Below are 23,377 nucleotides of genomic sequence, written 5' to 3' on the forward strand. Positions count from 1 at the left end.
TCCTGTGGAAGCCGTTCGGGGTCAATGGGTCCAGATACACAAAATAATATTGAAACCAGGCGAAAGAGCCCCACAGGTTCCCGAAGATACTGCAAAGGTTCCCTTTGAACTGAGAGTAAAGGGATATCTTCAAGATGAGAAAGCGGCAATTGGTGATCTAGTAACGATAAAAACACCGATCGGTCGCGAAGTGAAAGGGCAATTAATTGATATTGAGCCAAGATATACCCATGATTTTGGTGATTACGTTTCAGTGCTTGACGAAGCAGGAGCCGAACTTCAGGAACTGATGCGTAAAATAAGCGAGAGTGATGAAAGATGAAAGAACTGTCATATGATGCCATAATGCAACGCAAAAACGAAATAATGAAGAAATCTGTTGGGATAGATTATGGGAAATACACGATTTCTGACATAGCTTTTGATTATGAAAGAATGATGAACGAAGTCGCTCTAGATATAGATACGGTAACGAAAAATACAACTTGAGACAGGCGTAGGAAATACCAACCTCATAGAATTAAAAAATATAACCAAATTGGTGAGGTACATTTCGGAACCCGGGAAAGGGGCAAGGATATTTGTCAAAGACGAAGCAAGTAACCCATCTGGTAGTTTCAAAGACAGAAGAGCTTCTGTAAGTGTGTATATGGCAAAAAAGCTTGGATATGAAGGGGTCATAGCCGCCACTAGCGGTAATTATGGTGCTTCTGTGGCGTCACAGGCAGCCAAGCGCGGGTTGAAATGCATCATTGTTCAGGAGACATACGACAGCAACGGCATTGGACAACCTGAAATTCTCGAGAAGGGACGTGCCTGTGAAACCTATGGTGCAGAAGTGGTCCAGCTTACCGTAGGACCTGAATTGTTCTATTATTTTCTTGTATTACTGGAAGAAACAGGTTATTTCAATGCATCACTTTACACGCCATATGGAATCGCAGGTGTGGAAACCCTCGGTTATGAAATAGCTTTGCAGTGCCGTGAGCAAATTGGATGTGATCCTGATTATGTGGTTGTTACCCACGCTGGTGGTGGAAATCTGACGGGTACTGCCAGAGGGTTGCTCAAAGCAGGCGCTAAAAACACAAAAATCGTGGCTGCAAGCGTTGACTTACATGGCCTCCATATGGCGAGTGACAGAGACTTCAATCGAAAGTCTTTTACAACCGGCCACACAGGTTTTGGAATCCCCTTTGCAGTGTATCCTGATAGATCTGATGTTCCCAAAAACGCCGCCAGGGCTTTGAGGTACATGGATAGATATCTACTGGTAACTCAGGGTGAAGTTTTCTACGTTACGGAGATGCTGGCACGTCTCGAAGGAATGCAACGTGGCCCTGCTGGCAACACATCCCTTGCCGCTGCGATTTCTCTTGCAAGAGAACTTCCCAAAGACAACATCGTAGTGGTTCAGGAAACGGAATACACGGGAGCTGGAAAATTACCAAGTGCTCAACTAACTTTTGCTAAAAAGATGGGGGTTGAGGTCGTACGGGGAGATCCGCGAAAGCTTGACAAGCCAGGTAAACGGATCGTCATTCCTGAGCATCCATCACAATTGAGAGCTCTTGATGTTGATTTGCAAAAACTGAAGAAATCCTACATCAAAGAATTGGTTAAAAGAGGAATAAAACACCTGGAAGAGGTCGATATTGAGTTTCTGGCTGAGGATCTCAAAACAACAAGAGAAAACGTAAAAACTCTCTTCGAGGAGGTAATCAAAGATTATGGTACAGAGAGCTGATGATTTTAAGGAAAGAAGTAAGCGTCTTCAGAATATGACCGATGAAGAATTGGACAGGTATTTCTGGGAACTCGCTGAAAAAATTGTTGATCCTTTGATCAAGCTCGCCAGTACTCACACTAGTCCATCAATTGAGCGCTCGGTTCTATTGAGAATGGGTTTCAATAGTTTAGAAGCCAAAGCAATAGTCGAAAAAGTTGTTGATATGGGATTACTGGGAAAAGGTGCTGGTAATATCGTTTACACCATTTCTCAAAAAACAGGAAAATCCATTCTCGAAGCTGGAAGAGAGCTCGCAGCCGGTAAGTACTGGGACCTTGTTGAAGAGAGTTTCAAAGGGGTGGGATCAAAATGAGTTTACCACCAAATGAAAGATTGAATGTTGAAGAGATCCTTAAAGATTTAGAACATTACAGACCGCGAAGAAGAGGCTGGACGTGGAGAAAAAAACTTCCAGAAGGTACAAAAATAGGGGAATTTACTTATGATCAAATAAGTGAACCTTTGAAAAATAGCGTTCCCCTACCAGCTGCTCATCATTTTGGAAATATCGATCCTCAACCCGATGTGGTCATAACCTCCGAGATCGCTTCCGGGAGGTTCGAAGATGATATTCGCAGGATGAGAATGGCGGCGTGGCATGGTGCCGATCATATCATGGTCATACGTACGCTTGGCCAGAGCCATATGGATGGTCTCATAGAAGGTACACCTGAAGGTATTGGAGGTGTACCTATTACCAGAAAACAGATACGGGCCAGCAGAAAGGCACTGGATATAATTGAAGACGAAGTTGGGCGTCCAATAAACTTTCACAGCTACGTTAGTGGTGTTGCAGGACCTGAAATCGCTGTGCTTTTTGCCGAAGAAGGTGTGAACGGTGCGCATCAGGATCCCCAATATAATGTACTTTACAGAGGAATAAACCCGATAAGATCCTTTGTGGATGCTGCGGTTGCGAAAAAAATAATGGACATGGGCAAATATGCTGCAGATTGACGGGGCTCACAACGCGAACGCCTCCGCTAAGATGGCCTGGAAAGTGATGCCGGAACTTATCGTTCAACATGCGATAAACTGTATGTTCTCTTTAAAAGCAGGCATGAAGAAAGAAAACATTGCTCTTTCAACCGTTCCACCAATGGTTTCTCCAGCCCCCGAATTTAAGCTGAACTTCATTTATGCTCTTACAGTGAGAGAATTGTTCAAAGGATTCCGTTTCAGAGCTCAAATGAATACCAGATACATCGAGTCCGACCTCTTTGATGCTACAAGAATACACGTTCTCGATACCCTTATCTCCAGGTTGACCAGTGCAGATTTGCAATCCACTATCACTCCAGATGAAGGAAGAAATGTGCCGTGGCATATTAATTCCGTAAGAGGTGTTGAGACAGCAAAACACACGCTTATAGCTCTCGATGGAATAAAAAAATTCCTGAAGGTCAATGAGGAAGAAGTTAGACCCAGAATAAGGGAACTAAAAATGCGTGCCATACTCTTTATGGAGGAAATACTGGAAATAGGAGGATATTTTGAAGCGGTAGAACAGGGCTTTTTTGTTGATAACGGGTACTACCCAGAAAGAATGGGTGATGGAATAGCGAGACCTAAAGATGGTGGAATAGGAGCCGGTAGTGTTGTTCCGAGAGATCCTGATTACATGGCTCCTGTTTGTGAACATTTCGGTTATAACAACCTCCCCGAAGGTATAGAAAAACCATGTGATCTCATCGGTGGTTGTACTTTCCATAACCCTGAAAAAATACAGTTTATCGATGAACTGGACGAAAACGATAACGTTACTAACAGAATTCAGAAGGTGATAGAAGAAAGAGAAAAGGGCTTCATTGGTCCAGAAGTAGAGTGGTGGGGTGATGGCTGGATACAGATAGACATGACTATTCCTGATGACGAAGCTCACGCAGAAGCCGCTGCAATTGAAATTTGTAAACGTTTGGGGTTGGAAGAACCCACAGTGATAAGCAAAACAATCCTTCATCCGGTGGAGGGAACCTATATCGAATTGAAAGCGCGTGTTCCATTTAAAGTGAACCGAAATGAACTCGAGCTTCCAAAAAAACCCGAAACCCTCCCGGAAGAGGAAATATTCCAATATGTTTCCAAACACCCAATAAAGGTCGTCGCTGGCACCGCAGGCAATGATGAGCACTCAGTAGGTTTAAGGGAGATTTTAGACATAAAACATGGTGGAATAGAAAAATATGGGATCAAGTACACTTACCTCGGTACCAGCGTTCCACCGGAGAAATTCATAGACGCTGCAATAGAGACGGGTGCTGATGCTATCCTTGTTTCTTTAATAATCACTCACAACGATGTGCACGTACAAAACATGAAAAAGATTCATCAACTCGCCATCGAAAAAGGAATCAGGGATAAAATAATTCTCATAGCCGGGGGAACGCAGATAAACAACGATCTTGCTGTTAGCTGTGGTATGGACGGCGGATTTGGTCGTGGCACCAAAGGCATTCACGTTGCGAGTTTCCTTGTAAAAAAACTCAGGGAAAAGCACTCTAATTAAAAAATTTAACCTGCTCAATACAAAAAAGCTCCTCACTTTAAGTGAGGAGCTCTTTGTTTTATCTTCAAATAATTACTTCACAGAATTCATTATTCTAGAAGTGTAATTCTATCTTCACTTTTTTGGTGTTACTGCTTTTACAACCCCTGCAGCCAGAATTATTTTAGTGATATCGCCAGCTATAAACGGAATCGTTCCCATCCAGAGAAGTTCCTTCATTGTTATAGGGTTATTTTTAACAAGATTAAGCCAAATAGCCAGCTGACAGAGTCCCAGTCCATGGACTATTACAAAGTTTGCAACAACCATTAATCCAAGCATAGGAACGAAATTTCTGGACTTTGGATACCTGTCGCAGAAATATCCAATGAACAAAGCCGCAAAGATAAAACCAACGAGATAACCACCCGTCGGTCCTGTAAGGTGATGGATTCCTCCACTCCAGCTTGAAAACCATGGTATTCCCGCGGCTCCGAGCGTAACATAGATAGCCTGACTTACTCCTCCCCACCATCGACCAAGGAGGATCCCTGCCATCAAAACCGCAAAGGTCTGGCCCGTCGCTGGAACGGGAGTCCAGGGCAAATAAAACTTTACCTGTGCCAGAAGTCCAGTCAAAGCTGCCATTCCAATAGCAAGTATAAGTTTTCTTGTTACCGTTTGTTCTCTCGGCCATTTAAAAAGTTTCTGTCGTACTTCAAAATAATGTTCGGTAAGAGCCAATCCTCGCATGATTTACCTCCTCGTATTTGTACATTTCGGGAAGCATTCAAAAAGAAATATAACATACTTAAGATTACATCACCGTAGATGCAAACTACAATCAAAGAACCATCCAGTTAATATTTTCAGGTTTTTTCCGCAGGTTATTCACCAATTATTTTTACAAGGACTCTCTTATCACGCATTCCGTCAAATTCACCATAAAATATCTGTTCCCATGGACCAAAATCCAATTTTCCATCGGTTATTGCTACAACCACTTCACGTCCCATGACTGTCCTTTTGAGATGGGCGTCGGCGTTGTCTTCAAAACCATTGTGTTCGTATTGGGAATACGGTTTTTCGGGTGCAAGCTTTTCAAGCCAGCGTTCAAAATCGTTGTGAAGCCCGGGTTCATCATCATTGATGAAAACACTCGCAGTTATGTGCATGGCATTCACCAGACATAGCCCTTCTTTAACTCCGCTCTCTCTAACACATTCCTCAACAAGGGGCGTGATATTTATAAATTCTCTTCTCTTTCTTGTGTGAAACCAGAGTTCTTTTCTGTAACTTTTCATATTTTCCCTCCTTTAACTTTCATACTTTTCATATTATAACGATTATAATGCTGTTTTGAGAAAATGCTCATAAACACCTTTAATTAAAGGATATGATTGTCGAAAGAACAGCAACTGTCATCAGCCAAAACAAAGTTTTCACCGAATAAAAATTGGGGAATCACTTTATCAAGAGATGTGCTCACCATATTAAACCAGTCATCATGGGTGTTATAATACCGCGGGAGGTGGTGCTTGTGAGAACAATTATTTTTGTGTTTTCCATTATTATGATTTCCTCTATTGCACTGGCAGGTATTTCCGTAGGGTTGGATACTTTGATTGTTTCCAGTTATTTTATCGAACCTGATGCAACACCCGTAAGTACTGTACTGGTAATTGGTCTTGATTTTCAAATGGACTTTGCGCGTTTCTTTAAAGTCGGACTCACCACACCAATCTTTGGAGCCTTTATTTCAGATGAAAGTGATATCACACCTATACCCCCGGGATTTCTATGGTATACATATGCTGGTGTTAAACTGCCATTTAGAAGATTCTATGCTATGGCAGACATTGGGACCGTCCTTGCTATAGGAGGTTTTGTTCCCGAGTCAAAATTCCTCAGGGTAGGCGGAGGTTTCTATTTTGGCCCACGAAAATTTGTTGAATTAGCTACGGTAGCAAAGCTGGAAGAACTCCAGGAGTCACTGGGGAAAATATTTACATTTAAGATAGGCTATCAATTCTAAAAAACGTCCGTCGGTAGGCGGACGTTTTTTGTTTTTTTCAGCGCTTATTGAACGTCAACAGATTTTACCCCACCAATTCTCGACAATTTATCGAGATTCTTCTTCAATATATTTAAGGATTCATAGGGAATACCTATTTCCAAAGAGGTTTCGTTTCCTTCGGTATCAATGCCAATTGAGGTAACTTCTACTTCTAAGCCTTTCAGTATGTCCAGCAAATCCGTAAGCAAATAAGGCCTTCGTTCTGCTTCTATAAGTAATTTCCATTTTTTCTTCCCTATTAGGAAATCGATTGGTTTAAAAAATATCACAACAAGCAAGATGATCAATGTTACCAGTGATGAAAGCAGATACTCTCCAGAACCAAAACCCATTCCAACTGCAGCCGTAACCCATAAAGTTGCAGCGGTAGTTAATCCTTTCACTGAAAACCCTTTTTTCAAAATAGTTCCAGCCCCCAGAAAACCTATACCAGAAACAATTTGTGCTGCTATTCTTCCAGGGTCTCCACCGTTGACAGCAAACACGGTCACTGATAATTCCGTCAGAAAAGCCGCTCCCACTGATATAAGTGCGTGAGTCCTGAGCCCGGCCGGCCTTTGAATCCTTTCTCTCGTGAAGCCTATGAATGCACCGGCAATCGTAGCAGCTACAAGTCTGAAAAAAAGATCCAGAATAAACATTATTGTTAACCCCCTTTTATAAGACATTATAACCTAATCTATCAAAGACAAAAAACATGGTCATCAAATGATATAATTAGTTAGGAATGCCAACTATAAGAAATAAATTACCACTTTTATTGACCGCATTGTTCAGATTCATGGCGGTTCTGAGTTTTGGTATGCTTCTCCAGCTCAGATTGAGAGAGCTAGGTGCATCTGTTTTACTTATTACTTTACTATCAACGATCAGAGGAGCAATTACTACTCTGAGTTCACCCGTTTGGGGTGCGGTTTCAGACCACTTTAAAGAACGAAAACTTTTTCTTTTATTGAGTTTGGGTGTACCTACCCTGCTATATCCCATCTACGCTATCCTGGATATTCCGTACACTTTTATAATCATCGCAGGTGTAATAGCCTTCTTCTCTTCAGGTTATGATCCCATAGCCATGGCTATGAGTACAGACCTGGCAGATGGCTCTCTTGTTTCAACATCACATGAATTAGCTCTATTAAACTCAGCCAGTTCGATAGGGATGTTCTTAGGAAGGGTTTCACTTTCAGTTCTGCTTCTATGGCTCTCGGTGAAAAACACGATTTTGTTTTTCTCTGCTATCTCTCTTATGGCTTTTATTCAGGCTTTTTTCATTCCTGAAAAAGCTAACACTCCTGAAGTTGAACGGAGAAAGAAGAGAAGTTTCATCTTTCCTTCAGCAATTTTTGACATTAATCGTATGAAAAGAAACGGTCTGTGGGCGGTTTATCTTGGAAGTTTTATAAGACAATTCGGAATTGCAGGAACAACCTCTCTTATAGCCGTTTACATGACAGAAGTTGTGGGGCTCTCTAAATCTCTTGCTGTGCTGTTATCCGGATTGAATCCTTTACTTCAGATTTTTTCGCACATCTTTTTCGGAAAAGTTATCGGAAAGATAGGTTCCAAAATAAGCCTGGTGATTGGTATTTACCTTTCAGGTATTACACCTCTCTTCTTTGCCCTGTCAAAAAATTGGGTGCTGGTTGCCCTTGCTTATCTTTCGCTTGGTGTCGCTTTTGGGGCTTTTATAAATGGTGCGGCAACGTTTATCACATTGAATTCACCCCAACATAAGAAAGCAGAATTTCTCGGGCTCTTGAGATCGGCAAGGGCTCTTGGCTTTATGCTTGGCCCTGTTACCGCAGGTTTGATCGCCGAACATTCTTACGCGGCTATGTTCATTTTTATGATGACAGTTACATTTTTCAGTGGTACCATGGTTTTGTTATTCAGTAGAGAAAACCCTGAAGACTAAAGTGGGGCCAATATGAAAGAGTTCAATCGAAAACTCTTAAGCATAGCACTGCCGATTACCATTCAAAACCTTATATCTATGAGCCTAAATCTCGTTGACAATCTCATGATCGGGCAACTAGGCTCGGCTGCCATTGCTGCCGTTGGTCTCGTGAACCAGATGAACTTCGTTTTAATACTCTTTCTTTTTGGTGCCAGCAGCGGTACTGGTGTTTTCATTTCACAGTACTGGGGAAATCGAGATCTCAAAAACATAGGAAAAACTATCTCAACACGTTTTGAAGATTACCTACGTGGGTTGGATTCGTATTTTTCATGTTTGCTTTTCTTCTTCCCACAGCAGATCATAAGTTTCTTCTCCAGGGATATTACCGTCGTAACAGCCGGCGTTGCATACTCAAAAATAATCTCTTTTACAACGTTTCTGATACCGTTCACCTTTGTGATGGCGATGGCACTTCGGACAATAGAAAAGCCAAAGATACCAATGTATATAAGTTTCGTGGTTCTGGCTTTCAATACCGTCGGCAATTACCTTCTTATATTCGGCGTTGGCCCTTTTCCGGAAATGGGTGTGAAGGGTGCAGCAATCGCGACTCTTTTATCAAGGCTCATAGAGTTTTTTCTTTACCTGTACGTCCTGCTTAAACCGGTAACTGCCTTAACTATATCGAGGCATGAATTTCTGGATTTCGATACGGTTTTTTTCAGAAAACTCATGGTTGTCGCTCTGCCGGTAATCGTGAACGAGTTACTATGGAGTGTCGGCATGACAACCTATTCTTTCATTATGGCACGTATAGGAACCGAAGCGCTAACTGTAAAAAACATAGTTAGCACTCTGGAAAGCTTCGGCTTCATCATTTTTGGCGGGATGTCAGCAGCAACTGTAGTAATGGTAGGCTCAGAGCTTGGAAAGAAAAATTACGAAAAAGCTTTTAAGAATGCTATCAAGTTGTTAAATCTAATGGTGGTCATTGGAGTAATAACAGGAATCGGGATTATCTTGCTGTCACGCTTTTTAATAAGAATGTACAATGTCGAAGAAGTCATAAAATCGACCGTAGTAATGGTGATGATTATAGTGGGATTAGCACAGCCTGTAAAAATGTTCAACGGCCTCAATATAGTCGGTGTACTGCGAAGTGGTGGAGATACAAAAACAGCAATGTTTCTTGAACTCTTCAGTCTATGGGGAATTGGGATCCCGCTGGTTGCTCTAAGTGGTATAGTCCTCAAGTGGCCATTGCCCTTTGTGTTTTTGATGATGCTTCCGGAGGAGCTCTTCAAAGCTTCTCTGGGTATGTTAAGAGTCCATTCGCGAAAGTGGCTGAGGAATGTGATAGATTGAATACTTGTTATTTTAATAAGTTTAAATCAAATTTTCAGAAGTGATATATATCGCTGTTCGAAAGAATGATAGAATATATTGAGAATAATTCTCAATAAGCCCAAAAAGGTGATGCCAATGAAGATAAAGTTATCCGAACTTCCAGAAGGCGCGAAAGGAAAGATTCTGGAGTTGTACATTCCAGTTGAGCTCCGGGAAAGATTGTTTGGTCTTGGATTTGTTGAAGGAGAACAGATAGAGGTTCTCAAAAGAGCGCCTTTGGGTGATCCGGTAGTTTATAAGATAAAGGGATCTTCCGTAACATTACGAAACGACATAGCCTCGAAAATAGTGGTCGATTCTTCCATATTTCCTCTTTACTATGCTGAACCGGGAAAATATAAGATCGTCAGGATTTTTGGAGGGCGCGGAATCCTGATGAAATTGCAGCAAATTGGATTAATTCTAGAGAAAACCATAGATGTTGAGAAGAACTCTTTCGGTAAAGTTACAATATTACTGGATGGGAAAAAACACGTCCTGCCCAGGGGTCAGGCATTGAAAATTCTTGTTGAGGAGTTCAAATGAAAGCAGATAACAGATCACCGCAGCAAAAATTCAAACCCATAAAAAAAATTCCAGAAGATAACGGTAGTATAATACCTACAAAACGCTTATCGGTGGCGCTGCTCGGTAATCCTAACGTTGGAAAAACCAGCATCTTCAACGCGCTCACCGGCGCAAGGCAATACGTCGGGAACTGGCCGGGGGTAACCGTTGAAAAGCGCATCGGGATAATGTACCACAACAATATAGAATTCAAAATCACCGACCTTCCAGGTACCTATACACTTTCCGCAACAAGCCCTGACGAGAAAATCGCCCGTGATTTCCTTCTCTATGAATCTCCGGATATCGTTATTGTTATTTCAGATGCCATAAACCTTGAACGGAGCCTGTATCTATTGCTCCAGGTTTTAGAATTGCGCGGTGATGTAATTCTGGTGATTAATGCTATCGATGAAGCAAAGAAAAGCGGCATCTATATAGATAAAGCAGAAGTAGAAAAACATCTTGGAATCCCCATTGTCCTTACCTCCGCAGTTACAGGTGAAGGTATTCCCGAGTTAAAAAACATCATGTCAAAGATGAAAGAAGGTAAGGTACATGTGCACTATGTCTTTGACCATGAACTAGAAGAGGAAATCAGCCGAATTTCATCCATTCTCGTTGCACGTAGAGAACTTAAAAACTATGATGCAAGATGGTTAGCGATAAAAATCCTGGAGGGTGACGCTGAAATCCAAAAATTAACGGGGATTGAAATCAACAGGGAATTTTCACAGGAACTCGCTGTAACACGATATCGTTTTATAAAACAAATTCTGCGAGACGCTTACAGCAGAAAAACAAAAACAAAATGGGATTTAAATACAGCCATTGATCATGTTATAACCCATAAGTTTCTTGGCCTTTTGATATTCCTGATCATAATGTATTCGGTCTTTCAACTAACCTTTAGCTTTGGAGCTCCTTTTTCTTCCCTCATTGAGGAAGTAGTAGAAGGGTTAGCGGGATTTTTTTCGTCTCTTATTCCCGTTCAATGGCTTTCATCGTTGATCTCCGATGGAATCATAAGTGGTGTGGGTGCTGTTCTTGTTTTTGTGCCAAATATCTTCATTCTCTTCCTGGCTCTCGGAATCCTTGAAGAAAGTGGATATCTACCAAGGGCGGCATTCGTCATAGATCGAATAATGTACGCAATGAAACTCAGCGGACGATCCTTTATGTCCATGATTCTCGGTTTTGGCTGTAACGTTTCATCGATAATGGCAGCACGAGCTATCAACGAGCCTCAGGAGCGGATAACCACTATTCTTGTTTCACCTTTCATCAGTTGTAGCGCTCGATTGCCTGTTTATGTTCTGATCGCAGGAACTTTTTTTGGTGCAAAAGCCGGGTTGGTTGTGTTTTCTCTGTATATTTTGAGTATCGTTTTCACGGTCCTGTCAGCGCTGTTTTTCAATAAATTACTTTACAAAGGCAAACCCGCTCCCATGATAATGGAACTTCCGCGCTACAGACGTCCTACCGTAAAATCACTGCTCATCTACACATGGAACAGAGGAAAGCATTTCCTTGAAAAAGCGGGAACAATCATCTTTGCAGCATCGATCATCATTTGGTTCTTATCATACTTTCCCTCAGCTGGAAATGTGCACGATAGCTATGCTGCTATACTTGGAAGAGTTCTTGAGCCTCTTTTCAGACCGATAGGATTCAGCTGGCAAATCGTTACCAGCCTCGTGTTTGGTATTGCGGCAAAAGAGGTAATCGTTTCAACTCTCACAATGTTTTATTCAACCGGTGCAAATCTGGATGGAGGAACTCTTACACTTGTTAATAGCTTAACCCCGCCTACGGCCTTTGCTTTCTTGATATTTGTTCTCCTTTATGTACCTTGCATAGCAACTCTTGTAGTTATGAAAAATGAAACAGGTAGCTTAAAATACCTTATTATCTCTGTTGTATACAGTTTCACACTGGCATACGTTATGGCTCTATTGTTTTCTTTCATAGGAGGTTATATTCTATGAAAAACTCCCGGATAAATGTTTTATTATGGCTCATGGGTACTCTTTATTTTCTGCTTGGCCTAAATACTCTGCTTGGTTTCTTTCTCGCCGAAAAAGATTTAATGTTTGCAATTATGCTCATGGTAAACGCCGCTATTTATCTCTTTGGCCTGCTGGAAAATCCCGAAAATCTCAATAGAAGAGCCGCTCATCTTCTGGTTGGAAGCTTCTTTTCCTTTCTCATCTCACTCTTCAAAATCTTCATACTCATAGGGTTGTGGTTGTCGGGAATTGTGGAGAATATGTGCATGTTATCCATTCCGGTTGCCAATATTCTCGTGATTTTCTCGGGAATTGTAGCCTCTTTCATCTACGCTGCAACGCGTAAATTATTTGATTAAACCCTCATGAAATAACATATTAACCAGATTCAAACAGGTTTATCACTTTATGTGGTAATATGTTTTGTGTTTGGAGGTGATTATGATGGCAAAAATTTTTGTCATAGATAACACATTGAGTATCAGACGATTAATGAAAGACATCCTTGAAAGAGAAGGATACGAGGTTGAGAGTTTCGCAACCGCCGAAGAAGCTCTTCATGAGATAGAGAAAAATGAACCTGACCTGGTGATGGTAGATTTGAGATTACCATCTATGGATGGTATTACCTTTATAAAAACACTGGAAGAGAATGGTTTCATTTTCCCGATTGTCGTTGTATCGGATATTACTTCGCCGGAAGCCATTACCGAAGCTTTCAGACATGGGATTTGCGATTTTATCAGTAAGCCTTTTTCGCCTGAAGAAATTGGAAGTGCTGTAGAAAGATGCATCAAGAATGATGAAAGTCTCCAAAAACGCGCCAGAGAAATAGAGCGCATGCTGGAAAAAAGTGACTTTAGAAGGGCATTGAAACATATAAGCAAATTGTTTTCCGATTTTCCAAACTCTGCTTATCCGCATTTTCTTTACGCTTTGGCTCTCAAAGAATCAAGACGCGGGGAAGCAATACGTCATTTAAAAGCAGCTTTAGCTCTTGAACCAGGCTTTATGAGAGCGAAAAATGAACTCGAAAAACTTGAAAATTCCGGGGATGGTGAAAAATAAATGCCAATTGTCAAAGGTGCATTGAAAAAGAAAGGGTACTTCGTTGTTATCTTCGGTTGTGGAAGATTGGGATCGAGAATTGCCAACTGGTTATCTTCAACAGGGAACAGCGTTGTGGTTGTGGATAAAGACGAAAGAGCCTTTGATGCTTTGTCTTATGAATTTACCGGATTTAAAATAGTCGGGAATGCAAACGAACTTGAAACGCTCAAACTTGCCAAAGTAAATAAGGCGGATTTCGTTCTTTCGCTCACTCCTGACGACAATACGAATATAATGGTTGCTCTGGTATCAAAGGAAATCTTTGGTATTCCCCAGGTAATCGCACGTGTTTATGATCCGAACAACCTTGACATGTTCTCACAGTTTGGGATAGAAATAATATGTCCTACTTTGCTTGCGGTTGATAGTGTAAAGTCGGCTCTTTCATTTATGGGCGGTGAGGAAAAATGAAGGTAGCTATCATTGGTGGGAAAAACCTAACATACTACCTGGCAAAAGGATTGATTTCACGTGGCTACAGAGTTTATGTCGTCAATAAAGACGAAGAGTATTGTGTTGATCTTGCGAAACGTCTGAAAAAAGTTACCACAATCGTCGGTGATGGGGCTAGGCGACATGTTCTTGAGCAACTTGAACTGAGCGAAGAAGACCAATTCATAGCTTTAACCCCCAATGACCAGGATAATCTCATAGCCTGTCTCACTGCACAAAGATTACTCGGGATCCGAAGACCGATAGCGCTAATTAACGATCCTGATAACAAGGAAGTTTTTGCAAAAATGGGAATCACCGCTGCCATAAGCCCGATAGAGATGATTTCCATGACTTTAGAAGATAGCCTTTTCCGGGAGCAGATTACGAACCTTATACCAGCGTCCGAAAAACTCTCTGTTTTTCGGATAGATCTGCACAGCACAGCACCGGTAATAGGAAAAATGGTGAAAGATCTGGAACTTCCTGAAGAAAGTGTAATCGGGGCGATTATCAGAGGCGACGAGGTTATAATACCCCGGGGTAACACGCAGATTTCCGAAAACGACACTCTCATAGTTCTAAGCAATCCCGCTGTTCAATCAAAAGTTTTTGAAGCGTTATTGGGAGAGGTATAAATGTATCCAAAGGCATTAAAGAAACGATATAAAGTGATTTTTGGTTACATCGGGGAACTCTTTGTGTACTTTTCGGTCGCGCTTTTAACGCCCTTAATAATAGGAATCTGGCATCCTGAAGAATTTTCAAACGCCGAACCGTTTATTTATGCTGCTTTGATCAGTTTCCTCTTCGGTATGGCATTCAAGCTGTGGTTGAAAGTAAAACCGGGTACGCCACTATCCGTCCAAGAAGGAGCTATAATCGTCGTTTTCGTCTGGATCTTTGGCATAGTTTTCTCAGCTCTTCCTTTCGTTTTTGGAAACATTCTAAATTTCTCTCAGGCCATATTCGAATCAACCAGTGGTTGGACTACAACAGGTCTAACTCTTGTGGATGTAACAAAGATTCCAAGAGTTTATTTGGTTTGGAGAAGCCTGATGCAATTTCTCGGTGGTGCGGGGTTCGCTATCATAATGATGTCAGCTATTTTGGGACCTGGAGGATTCGGGCTTTACCACGCGGAAGGTAGAATCGACAATCTCGTTCCAAATATAAAGAGCTCAGTAAGAAGGATATTGCTGATTTACTTCACTTACGCAATTGGCGGAATAATAGCTTACAAAATTGCCGGAATGAACTGGTTCGACGCTTTTAACCATTCGTTGACAGCACTCTCCACCGGTGGGTTTTCAACCAGAGCTGGATCGATCGGTGAATTCAACAGCGTGGCTATCGAAACTGTTACAATAGTTCTTATGATACTCGGAACAACAGGATTCGGCATTCACTATACTCTCTGGAAAGGAAATTTCAAGGCTTTCGCAAAAAATGGCGAACCGAAACTCATGGGCTTAATACTTTTATTCTTCACCCCCATGTTGATGTCAACCACTTTCAATATGTTAGCGGCGAGTTCTTCAAGTTCTTTCAGGTTAGCAGTCTTTCAAGCTGTCTCAGCGCTTACAACTACAGGATTTTCAACGGTTGATTTCACTAATTGGGCTTCAAAAGGACTTTTTACCGGTCTCTATCTTCTAACGCTCCTCATGATTTTCGGTGGAGACATGGATTCGACCTCAGGTGGGTTGAAACAATACCGTCTTTACGCGCTCATAAAGCTCATAGGTCTTGAAATAAAGAAGTTCTTTCTCCCCAAGAATGCTGTTGCCGTTACAGAGATCTGGAAAGGGGAGAAAAAGCGTTATATAGATTCTAACCTTGTGAAAGAAATCCTCATAGTGTTCACTATGTATTTCTTGACCTATACAATCGGCACTGGCATAATCAGCGCTTACGGATACAGTCTTGCAGACTCGGCTTTTGAATTTGCCTCTGCTTTGAGTACCGTGGGGCTTTCCGTAGGCATTACCCGTCCGGATGCTCCATTGGGCATCATCTGGACAGAAACCATTGGCATGTTCCTCGGAAGACTGGAGTTTCTTGTCGTAATATTCGGTATAACAAAGATGTTCAAAGATGCCTTTTATATAGCTACCGTTCGTAAAAGGAAAGCTACGGAGGTGTAACCATGATAACCAGAATAAAGGGAACACAGGATGTGTTTTTCGAAGAGATAAAATACTGGCACTACATCGAAAATACTATCCGAAAGATAACAAAGCTGTACGCATTTGAAGAAATCCGCACACCCATTTTTGAACATACAGAGCTCTTCAAACGAAGTGTTGGTGAATCCACCGATGTTGTACAAAAGGAGATGTACACCTTTAATGATAAAGGTGGGCGTTCTCTCACTCTGAGACCGGAAGGTACAGCAAGCGTGGCAAGGGCTTACGTTGAAAATGGTTTTATAAACAGGGGTTCCCCCTTGAAGCTTTTCTATGTAGGTCCTATGTTTCGCTACGAAAAACCTCAGGCAGGTAGATTGAGGCAGTTTCACCAATTTGGTATTGAAATACTGGGTTCGCATGATTCAACCGCAGATTACGAGGTTATAGAACTGGGGATAAACTTTCTGAAGGAATTGGGAATAAGTGGCACTAAATTGTATATAAACAGTGTTGGTTGTAATAAATGTAGACCTAAGTATAACGAGGTACTAAAAGATTACTATTCGGACAAGCTCTCCACGCTTTGTGATGATTGTAAGCGGCGATATAACACAAACGTTCTCAGACTTCTCGACTGCAAAATAGATAAAGAAGTGGCAGAAGGTGCTCCATCGATACATAATTACCTTTGCGATGACTGCAAGATCCATTTCGAACAGCTGCAGTATTACCTTAAATCGAGAAACCTGGATTATGAAGTCGATCATAAGCTGGTAAGAGGGCTTGACTATTACACAAAAACCGCTTTCGAAATCAGATCAAACATGTTAGGAGCACAGGACCAGGTTCTTGCCGGGGGCCGATATGACGGACTTGTAGAATACATCGGAGGAAAATCCGTGCCTGCTGTTGGTTTTGCTGCCGGGATGGAGAGAATGATTCTTCTATTAAAAAAGATGGGAATTGAGCCGAAGGTTGAAGAACTAAATACCGTTGCCATTCTTCCCATGAATAAAGAAGCCTTTGTAAAGGCTTTCGAATTTGCAGAAAGGCTCAGAAAGAAAGGAATATCTACTTTTGTTGATGTTATGGAACGTAACTTGAGAAATAAATTCAAGCACGCGAGCAGAATTGGCGCAAAAATTGCCGTTGTTATTGGTGAGGAAGAATTGGAAAAAGGTTTTGTTACCATAAAAGTCATGGAAGAAGGCAGTCAATATACGGTGGATTCGGACTGGATGGCCGACTACATCTTCAAGAAACTAAAAGAATTATAGGCATTTTTGGTTGTTCAGGAGAGCATTTTAAAGATAAACAATGATAATCAGACTTAACTGTGTACAAAAACCTCTTGTGGTGTGTTATCATACTTACGAGGCATGATGACTCCGCAGGAGGGATTTTTTATGAAAAAAGAAAAGATACTGGAGTTTCTAGAGGCTTCCCCAACAATCCAGGATCTCAGGAAGTTTGCGAAGATGTTAGGGTTGAGAATCAAGCGAACCATGAGAAAAAGAGACCTCATACGCCTTTTAAAAACCGAAGCAAACAAAATGAAAGACATTTCGTCCGTAACCTCAAAAATCAGTACGCCCGAAAGCAAAGATCAACCTCATCTTCCTTCGAAACCCGAAAACTTCGATCTCCCCAACTCATACACCAAGGATAAATTGGTGATGCTTCCTGTTAATTCCAGATGGGTCTATCTCTACTGGGATTTTTCCACAGAAACTCAAAAACGCGTCTTTGAATGTGGAGGAAAACTTGTTTTGAGAGTGTATGATGTTACAAACATAATTTTCGATGGTTCTAACGCCCACAAAATCAAAGAAATCACGCCTTCCGGAAAAACTAACAACTGGTATCTTAAGGTTGATTTTTCTGATGCTAATTACCTTGCAGAAATCGGAATCATAGAGAACAATAAATTTACCCCGCTTATAAGATCAAATATTGTAAGAACACCTGTCGCTTTTCCTAAATTCAAGGAAAAGGAAGAATGGTTGATATTGAACAATCAGGAAAAGAAAGTTGTAAGTGCTCTCGAATCCGAAAAATTTCGCAAAGCAGCTTTCCCATTTGAAAACAAACCCACAAGCTTCTCGAACCCTTCCTCTGAAGAATTTTTAAACTATCTATTTCGTTCAATAAGCGGGAGGAAGGAATTATGAAAAAAGGTTATTTTGTTCTGGTGCTTCACGCTCATCTGCCATACGTAAACCACCCAGATTTTCCTCAATTTATGGAAGAACGATGGCTCTTTGAAGCAATAACTGAAACCTACATCCCCCTTCTACGAGTTTTCGAAAAGCTCGAACGTGATGGAATCAGATTCAAGATCACAATGAGCATCACTCCTCCTCTAATGGAAATGCTGGCTAATCCTGATTTAAAGAAAAAATATCAAGAGCATTTAGACAAGTTAATCGAGCTTTCCAAAAAAGAGGTTGAAAGGACCTCCAAAGAAAATCCAAAAAAGCACAAAATGGCTAAATTTTACCTTCAGGATTTCACAAACATAAAAGAGTACTACTCAAGACTCGATGGGAATCTTATAGGAGCCTTTGCAAAATTTCAGCAAAAAGGGTACCTGGAAATCATAACTTGTAACGCAACGCATGGATTTCTTCCACTAATGGCTAGATACCCAGAAGCGGTAAACGCACAGATTGAAATAGGTGTTCAGACTTACAAACGTCATATTGGAAATTCTCCAAATGGAATATGGTTGGCAGAATGTGCTTATGTTCCCGGGATCGATAGATTCTTAAAAGAAAATAATCTTTCTTTTTTCTTTGTAGATTCACATGCTCTATGGTATGGCGACCCGGCTCCTCGATATGGTGTTTATCGACCGGTTATAACCCCAAATAACGTCTTCGTGTTTGCTCGCGATCCGGAATCAAGTCAGCAGGTTTGGAGTGCCGAAGTTGGATATCCCAGTGACTACCGTTACAGGGAGTTTTATCGGGATATTGGCTTCGATCGTGAAGACTGGTACATTGCACCAAATATAGACCCAAGTGGTCAACGTTGTAATACCGGAATAAAGTATCACAGAATAACAGGCAAAGATGTTGATTTGAACAAAAAAGAACTTTACGATATAGACGAAGCAAAAAAAGCCGTAAAAGAACATGCAAAAGATTTTGCTACAAAAAAGAAGTTACAAGTCGAAAAACTTTATGATAATTTCGATGGCGTCGAACCTGTGATTGTAGCACCTTTTGACGCTGAGCTTTTTGGGCACTGGTGGTATGAAGGTCCTCTATTTATTGAAGAACTTTTCAGACAGCTTCATGCCATTGATGAAGTTGTTCCGACCACACCACCAGAGGTTATTTCTTCTCTCGAAATGATACAAATTGTTACACCAGCTGCCTCATCATGGGGAAGTAACGGTTACAATGAGGTCTGGTTAAACCGAAAAAACGACTGGATATACCGTCATCTTGACGAAGCCGTTGAACGAATGATAGAACTTTCAAAAAAATATCAAAATACTCATGATCCACTCACAAAAAGAGCTTTAAATCAGATGGCTCGAGAACTTCTTCTAGCCCAGTCAAGTGATTGGGCTTTTATTATGACCACAGGAACAACTGTAGAATATGCAGTTAACAGAACTAAAACCCATATGAAAAGGTTTCTGGAACTGTATGATCAGGTAATAAGTGGTAAAATTAACGAGAGGGAATTGAAAATTCTGGAATGGGTCGATGGGATTTTTCCTGATATCGACTTCAGAATCTACAGCAAAAACTTTTGAAGGAGGGGTAATCGTGCCCGAAAAGTACTTTGAGGTAAGGTGGCACGGCAGAGCTGGGCAGGGAGCAAAAAGTGCTTCTCAACTTCTCGCTGAGGCCGCACTTGAAGCTGGTATGTACGCTCAGTCTTTTCCAGAATACGGAGCTGAGCGCTCTGGAGCTCCAATGAAGGCTTTTAACAGAATATCAGACGTTCCTATTAGGGTTCATCACACCGTTGAAAACCCGGATATCATCGTGATAGTAGATGACACTCTGCTCGGACTGTCCGCCATCACAGAAGGTGTTAAAGAAGATACAGTTATGATTGTAAACACGGTAAGAGGCAGTAATTTTGTAAGAGAAAAGACCGGTTTCAAAGGCAAAATATTCACAATTCCAGCAACAGACATTGCTCTTGAAGAAATTGGGAGAGGAATTCCAAATACCGTTATGATTGGTGCACTTTTGAAAGCTTCGAATGACAAGATACCTCTTGATGCGGTATTGAACAGAGTAAAGAAAATGTTTAGCGGGAAGCTCACCGAAGAAAAAATCGAAGCTAATTTGAGAGCGGTCCGCAGGGGATACGAGGAGGTGAAATGATGGCTCAAAAAGGCTGGAAAGATATTCCAATAGGCGGAATTATTGACACCCCGGGTTCTGCTCGTGAATACAAAACAGGTACATGGAGAATAATGCGTCCCATATGGGATGTTAACAAATGTATAAATTGTATGCAATGCTGGCTTTTCTGCCCTGATCTTGCCATCATTCAAAATGACGCCAAAATGGAAGGAATCGATTACGATTACTGTAAAGGTTGCGGAACCTGCGCAGCAGTGTGTCCAAAAGATGCCATTGAAATGCGACCTGAAACGGATTTCCAGGGGGAGGAGTGATCTGAATGCCAGTTAAAAAAGCGATTACCGGAGCTGCGGCGGTTGCAAATGCCATGAGGCAAATAAATCCTGATGTTGTCGCTGCTTATCCAATAACTCCTCAAACACCTATCGTTGAATATTTTGCGAAATTCGTTGCCGATGGTATTGTCGATACAGAAACAATTCCTGTTGAAAGCGAACACAGCGCGATGAGTGCCGTTGTCGGTGCTGCTGCCGCTGGTGCGAGAGCTATGACCGCCACCAGCGCTAACGGTCTTGCACTGATGCACGAAATAGTTTACATAGCTGCCAGTTCAAGACTTCCAATCGTTATGCCAGTCGTCAACAGAGCTCTCAGTGGACCGATAAATATCCACTGTGACCACAGTGATACCATGGCAGAGAGAGATTCCGGCTGGATTCAGCTGTTCTGTGAAAACGCTCAGGAAGCTTATGACCTTACCCTTATCGCTCTCAAACTAGCTGAGAGAAAAGAAGTTAGGCTTCCAGTTATGGTTAACCAGGATGGCTTTATTATCTCCCACGGCGTGGAAGTCGTAGAGCTTCTTGACGATGACGTGGTTAAGGAATTTATCGGAGAATCCACTCCGATGTACTCTCTTCTTGACATAGATCACCCTGTCACTTACGGGCCACTTGACCTCTACGATTATTACTTCGAACATAAACGCCAACAGGTAGAAGCTATGGAAAATGCTTATAAAATCTTCCCGGAAATCGCCGAAGCATTTGAGAAGATTTCCGGTAGGAAATACTGGTATGTTGAACCTTACAAAGTTGATGACGCTGATTATGTAATGGTTGCTCTCGGCTCAACAAATGGAAGCATCAAATACGTTGTAGATGAATTGAGAGAACAGGGGAAGAACGTTGGTCTTTTGAAAATCACCATGTTCAGACCCTTCCCGAAAGAATTTATAAGAAAATATCTTGACGGTAAGAAAGGTGTTATCGTTCTTGATCGTTCACTGAGTTTCGGCGCGGAAGCACCTCTCTACTCCGAGATCAAATCTATCCTGTACGAGGCTAACTCCAGGCCTGCTATCGGCTCTTATGTCTATGGTCTCGGTGGAAGGGACATAACACCCGCAATGATAAAACAGGCTTTTGAAGATGCACTCAGTGGTAATCTCAACAGCGACGAACAACGTTACCTCGGCTTGAGAGAGTGACTTGGGGGTGAAATGGTATGGCTATTAATGTGATACAGCTTGCAAAGGAATTCGCCAAAAAGGATATCGGTATAACTCAGGGTCATCGTCTTTGTCCAGGATGCGGCGCACCTAACACGGCAAAGATGGCCTTGATGGTTGCCAAGCACCTCGGGTACGAACCCGTTGTGGGTTTTGCCACAGGTTGTATGGAAGTTTCTACCACAATCTACCCATATTCCGCATGGAGTGTTCCATACATCCACAACGCTTTTGAAAACGTTGGGGCTACCATAAGCGGTGCTGAGACAGCATATAGAGCACTCAAAAAGAAGGGTAAGCTTCCAACGGATAAACCAATAAAGTTCTTCGCTTTTGCAGGAGATGGCGGAACCTACGATATAGGGCTTCAGTCTCTTTCAGGTGCAATTGAAAGAGGTCATGATTTCGTTTACATCCTTTATGACAATGAAGGATATATGAACACTGGAAACCAGAGAAGTGGTTCCACACCTCCTGGAAGCCAAACAACAACGGCGCCCGTTGGAGAAAAAATACCCGGAAAGCTGCAGCTCAAAAAGAATATTGTAGAAATTGTTGCGGGGCATGAAAATGTTTACGCCGCCACAGCTGCTATCGGCGAACCCATTGATTACATGAACAAGCTCCAGAAAGCCATCGAATTCGACGGGCCCGCTTTTATAGCTGTTATGGCTCCATGTGTCAGATTTTGGAGAATTAAAGAAGATTCTGCTCCGGCTATCTCAAAACTTGCTGTCGAAACCCTGTACTGGCCGTTGTACGAATACGAAAGAGGAATCTACAGAATAACCAGAAAACCGAGAAATATAAAACCGGTAGAAGAATTCCTGAAGGCACAACAGAGGTTCAGAGCCCTTCTCAATCATCCTGATAGAGATAAAATAATCGATATGCTCCAGAATTATGTCACCAAGAAATGGGAAAGGCTCCTCGCTCTGGAAGAAGCTACAAAGGATAAACCACTTCGTTAAAATTAATGTTTAAATGGAAAGCTTGCTATGATATAATCCGTAAAGTCAGGGGAGGTTAATCGCCTCCCCTTGTTGGTTGAGGTTTTGTGAGGAAATATAATGGTGTGTGGAGGGAGTTGAAGAACCAATGCATGAAACAAGATGGATGAGAAAAATTCAGGTACCGATCATCTGGACGATCGCTATACTTTTTGCTGCCGGGGTTATCTGGTGGTCAGTGGCAACCTATATGTCCGGTAAAAGTCGTGAAACTGGAAGCACGACACCCACCAACAGTGCAAGACCCGAGGACGCCTTTGCGTATCTTACCAAAGACGGTACCCCCCTCGAAGATCCTATTTACTGGATCTCTTATTCTGAATATGATGATACTGTTAGAGATGTTTTATCCAGTCTAAGTCAACGGAACATACAGCTTGATCCTTATTTCAAAGGTTCGGCTGGAATGAGCGAGATCGATGTTCGATATATGGTTCTTCTTGATTTAATCGATCAAAAAATAACTCATATATTACGCAAAGAAGCACAACATCTATCCAACAGAAGATGAGATAAACACCAGGGTTGAGGAAATAGTTTCTAAATATACCAGCGATGAAAATTACAAAGCACAAATAGAGCAATATTACGGTTCTGTTGAGGCTTTCAAGGAAAAGGTCAGAAAAAGTATTTTCC

At 41.7% G+C, this 23,377-nt stretch carries 23 protein-coding genes and 2 pseudogenes; 22 read left to right on the plus strand and 3 right to left on the minus strand.

Annotated elements, in window-relative coordinates:
- Positions 1–4: 4 nt before the first annotated feature.
- From ortA to oraE, 4 genes and pseudogenes are all read left to right on the plus strand, one after another.
- Positions 5–322: a 2-amino-4-oxopentanoate thiolase subunit OrtA gene (gene ortA / locus DU53_RS01675; protein ID WP_012744869.1), complete on the plus strand. Its 318-nt coding sequence runs from the start codon at positions 5–7 to the stop codon at positions 320–322.
- Positions 319–1,747 (plus strand): annotated as a pseudogene (ortB, locus tag DU53_RS01680) (2-amino-4-oxopentanoate thiolase subunit OrtB). The gene ortA and the pseudogene ortB overlap by 4 nt, the downstream one beginning before the upstream one ends.
- Entirely contained in the window at positions 1,731–2,102 is a 372-nt protein-coding gene (locus tag DU53_RS01685) for an ornithine aminomutase subunit alpha (protein WP_012744871.1), read from the plus strand. The pseudogene ortB and the gene DU53_RS01685 overlap by 17 nt, the downstream one beginning before the upstream one ends.
- Positions 2,099–4,295: pseudogene (gene oraE / locus DU53_RS13130) on the plus strand (D-ornithine 4,5-aminomutase subunit OraE). The gene DU53_RS01685 and the pseudogene oraE overlap by 4 nt, the downstream one beginning before the upstream one ends.
- 114 nt (positions 4,296–4,409) lie before the next feature.
- Here oraE and DU53_RS01695 read toward each other — a convergent pair.
- Positions 4,410–5,027, minus strand: coding sequence for a biotin transporter BioY (locus DU53_RS01695; RefSeq protein ID WP_012744873.1), 618 nt, complete (start codon positions 5,025–5,027; stop codon positions 4,410–4,412).
- A 134-nt stretch (positions 5,028–5,161) separates the two neighbouring features.
- On the minus strand, positions 5,162–5,578 hold the full coding sequence (locus DU53_RS01700) for a secondary thiamine-phosphate synthase enzyme YjbQ (protein ID WP_012744874.1): 417 nt from the start codon (positions 5,576–5,578) through the stop codon (positions 5,162–5,164).
- A gap of 236 nt (positions 5,579–5,814) precedes the next feature.
- On the opposite strand from DU53_RS01700, the gene DU53_RS01705 reads away from it, so the two are divergent.
- Complete coding sequence (locus tag DU53_RS01705) at positions 5,815–6,309, plus strand: hypothetical protein (protein WP_063727139.1); 495 nt, start codon at positions 5,815–5,817, stop codon at positions 6,307–6,309.
- 44 nt (positions 6,310–6,353) lie between these two features.
- Here the strand turns inward: DU53_RS01705 and DU53_RS01710 are convergent, their stop codons facing one another.
- Complete coding sequence (locus tag DU53_RS01710; protein ID WP_063727140.1) at positions 6,354–6,992, minus strand: MgtC/SapB family protein; 639 nt, start codon at positions 6,990–6,992, stop codon at positions 6,354–6,356.
- A gap of 86 nt (positions 6,993–7,078) precedes the next feature.
- On the opposite strand from DU53_RS01710, the gene DU53_RS01715 reads away from it, so the two are divergent.
- From DU53_RS01715 to DU53_RS01795, 17 genes are all read left to right on the plus strand, one after another.
- The gene (locus tag DU53_RS01715) at positions 7,079–8,266 is read left to right on the plus strand and encodes an MFS transporter (RefSeq protein ID WP_012744879.1); all 1,188 of its coding nucleotides are present in this window, start codon (positions 7,079–7,081) and stop codon (positions 8,264–8,266) included.
- A gap of 12 nt (positions 8,267–8,278) precedes the next feature.
- Positions 8,279–9,616, plus strand: coding sequence for an MATE family efflux transporter (locus tag DU53_RS01720; RefSeq protein WP_063727141.1), 1,338 nt, complete (start codon positions 8,279–8,281; stop codon positions 9,614–9,616).
- A 78-nt stretch (positions 9,617–9,694) separates the two neighbouring features.
- Positions 9,695–10,183 carry a FeoA family protein gene (locus DU53_RS01725; RefSeq protein ID WP_082853741.1) on the plus strand — a complete coding sequence of 163 codons (489 nt, stop codon included), beginning with the start codon at positions 9,695–9,697 and terminating at the stop codon, positions 10,181–10,183.
- On the plus strand, positions 10,180–12,192 hold the full coding sequence (gene feoB, locus DU53_RS01730) for a ferrous iron transport protein B (RefSeq protein WP_063727143.1): 2,013 nt from the start codon (positions 10,180–10,182) through the stop codon (positions 12,190–12,192). The genes DU53_RS01725 and feoB overlap by 4 nt, the downstream gene beginning before the upstream one ends.
- The gene (locus DU53_RS01735) at positions 12,189–12,572 is read left to right on the plus strand and encodes a hypothetical protein (RefSeq protein ID WP_063727145.1); all 384 of its coding nucleotides are present in this window, start codon (positions 12,189–12,191) and stop codon (positions 12,570–12,572) included. Before feoB ends, DU53_RS01735 begins: the two co-directional genes overlap by 4 nt.
- An 85-nt stretch (positions 12,573–12,657) precedes the next feature.
- The gene (locus DU53_RS01740; protein ID WP_041288613.1) at positions 12,658–13,281 is read left to right on the plus strand and encodes a response regulator; all 624 of its coding nucleotides are present in this window, start codon (positions 12,658–12,660) and stop codon (positions 13,279–13,281) included.
- The gene (locus DU53_RS01745) at positions 13,282–13,734 is read left to right on the plus strand and encodes a TrkA family potassium uptake protein (RefSeq protein WP_012744885.1); all 453 of its coding nucleotides are present in this window, start codon (positions 13,282–13,284) and stop codon (positions 13,732–13,734) included. It abuts the gene before it with no gap.
- A complete protein-coding gene (locus tag DU53_RS01750) occupies positions 13,731–14,393 on the plus strand; it encodes an NAD-binding protein (RefSeq protein ID WP_063727147.1) in 663 nt (220 codons plus the stop codon). Before DU53_RS01745 ends, DU53_RS01750 begins: the two co-directional genes overlap by 4 nt.
- Positions 14,394–15,902 carry a TrkH family potassium uptake protein gene (locus DU53_RS01755; RefSeq protein WP_063727149.1) on the plus strand — a complete coding sequence of 503 codons (1,509 nt, stop codon included), beginning with the start codon at positions 14,394–14,396 and terminating at the stop codon, positions 15,900–15,902.
- A gap of 2 nt (positions 15,903–15,904) precedes the next feature.
- Positions 15,905–17,164 carry a histidine--tRNA ligase gene (hisS, locus tag DU53_RS01760; RefSeq protein ID WP_012744888.1) on the plus strand — a complete coding sequence of 420 codons (1,260 nt, stop codon included), beginning with the start codon at positions 15,905–15,907 and terminating at the stop codon, positions 17,162–17,164.
- Between the two features lie 129 nt (positions 17,165–17,293).
- Positions 17,294–18,058, plus strand: a complete 765-nt coding sequence (locus tag DU53_RS01765; protein ID WP_012744889.1) for a DUF4912 domain-containing protein — start codon at positions 17,294–17,296, stop codon at positions 18,056–18,058.
- Positions 18,055–19,656 carry a glycoside hydrolase family 57 protein gene (locus DU53_RS01770; protein ID WP_012744890.1) on the plus strand — a complete coding sequence of 534 codons (1,602 nt, stop codon included), beginning with the start codon at positions 18,055–18,057 and terminating at the stop codon, positions 19,654–19,656. The genes DU53_RS01765 and DU53_RS01770 overlap by 4 nt, the downstream gene beginning before the upstream one ends.
- A gap of 13 nt (positions 19,657–19,669) precedes the next feature.
- Positions 19,670–20,239 carry a 2-oxoacid:acceptor oxidoreductase family protein gene (locus tag DU53_RS01775; RefSeq protein WP_012744891.1) on the plus strand — a complete coding sequence of 190 codons (570 nt, stop codon included), beginning with the start codon at positions 19,670–19,672 and terminating at the stop codon, positions 20,237–20,239.
- A complete protein-coding gene (porD, locus tag DU53_RS01780) occupies positions 20,239–20,535 on the plus strand; it encodes a pyruvate synthase subunit PorD (protein ID WP_012744892.1) in 297 nt (98 codons plus the stop codon). The genes DU53_RS01775 and porD overlap by 1 nt, the downstream gene beginning before the upstream one ends.
- Positions 20,536–20,540: 5 nt before the next feature.
- Complete coding sequence (porA, locus tag DU53_RS01785) at positions 20,541–21,710, plus strand: pyruvate synthase subunit PorA (protein ID WP_012744893.1); 1,170 nt, start codon at positions 20,541–20,543, stop codon at positions 21,708–21,710.
- A 17-nt stretch (positions 21,711–21,727) separates the two neighbouring features.
- Entirely contained in the window at positions 21,728–22,702 is a 975-nt protein-coding gene (locus DU53_RS01790) for a thiamine pyrophosphate-dependent enzyme (protein ID WP_012744894.1), read from the plus strand.
- Positions 22,703–22,829: 127 nt separating this feature from the next.
- Complete coding sequence (locus DU53_RS01795; protein WP_063727151.1) at positions 22,830–23,252, plus strand: hypothetical protein; 423 nt, start codon at positions 22,830–22,832, stop codon at positions 23,250–23,252.
- Positions 23,253–23,377: the final 125 nt, after the last annotated feature.

The organism is Kosmotoga sp. DU53 (assembly GCF_001639905.1).
In the GTDB taxonomy this organism is placed as follows: domain Bacteria; phylum Thermotogota; class Thermotogae; order Petrotogales; family Kosmotogaceae; genus Kosmotoga; species Kosmotoga olearia.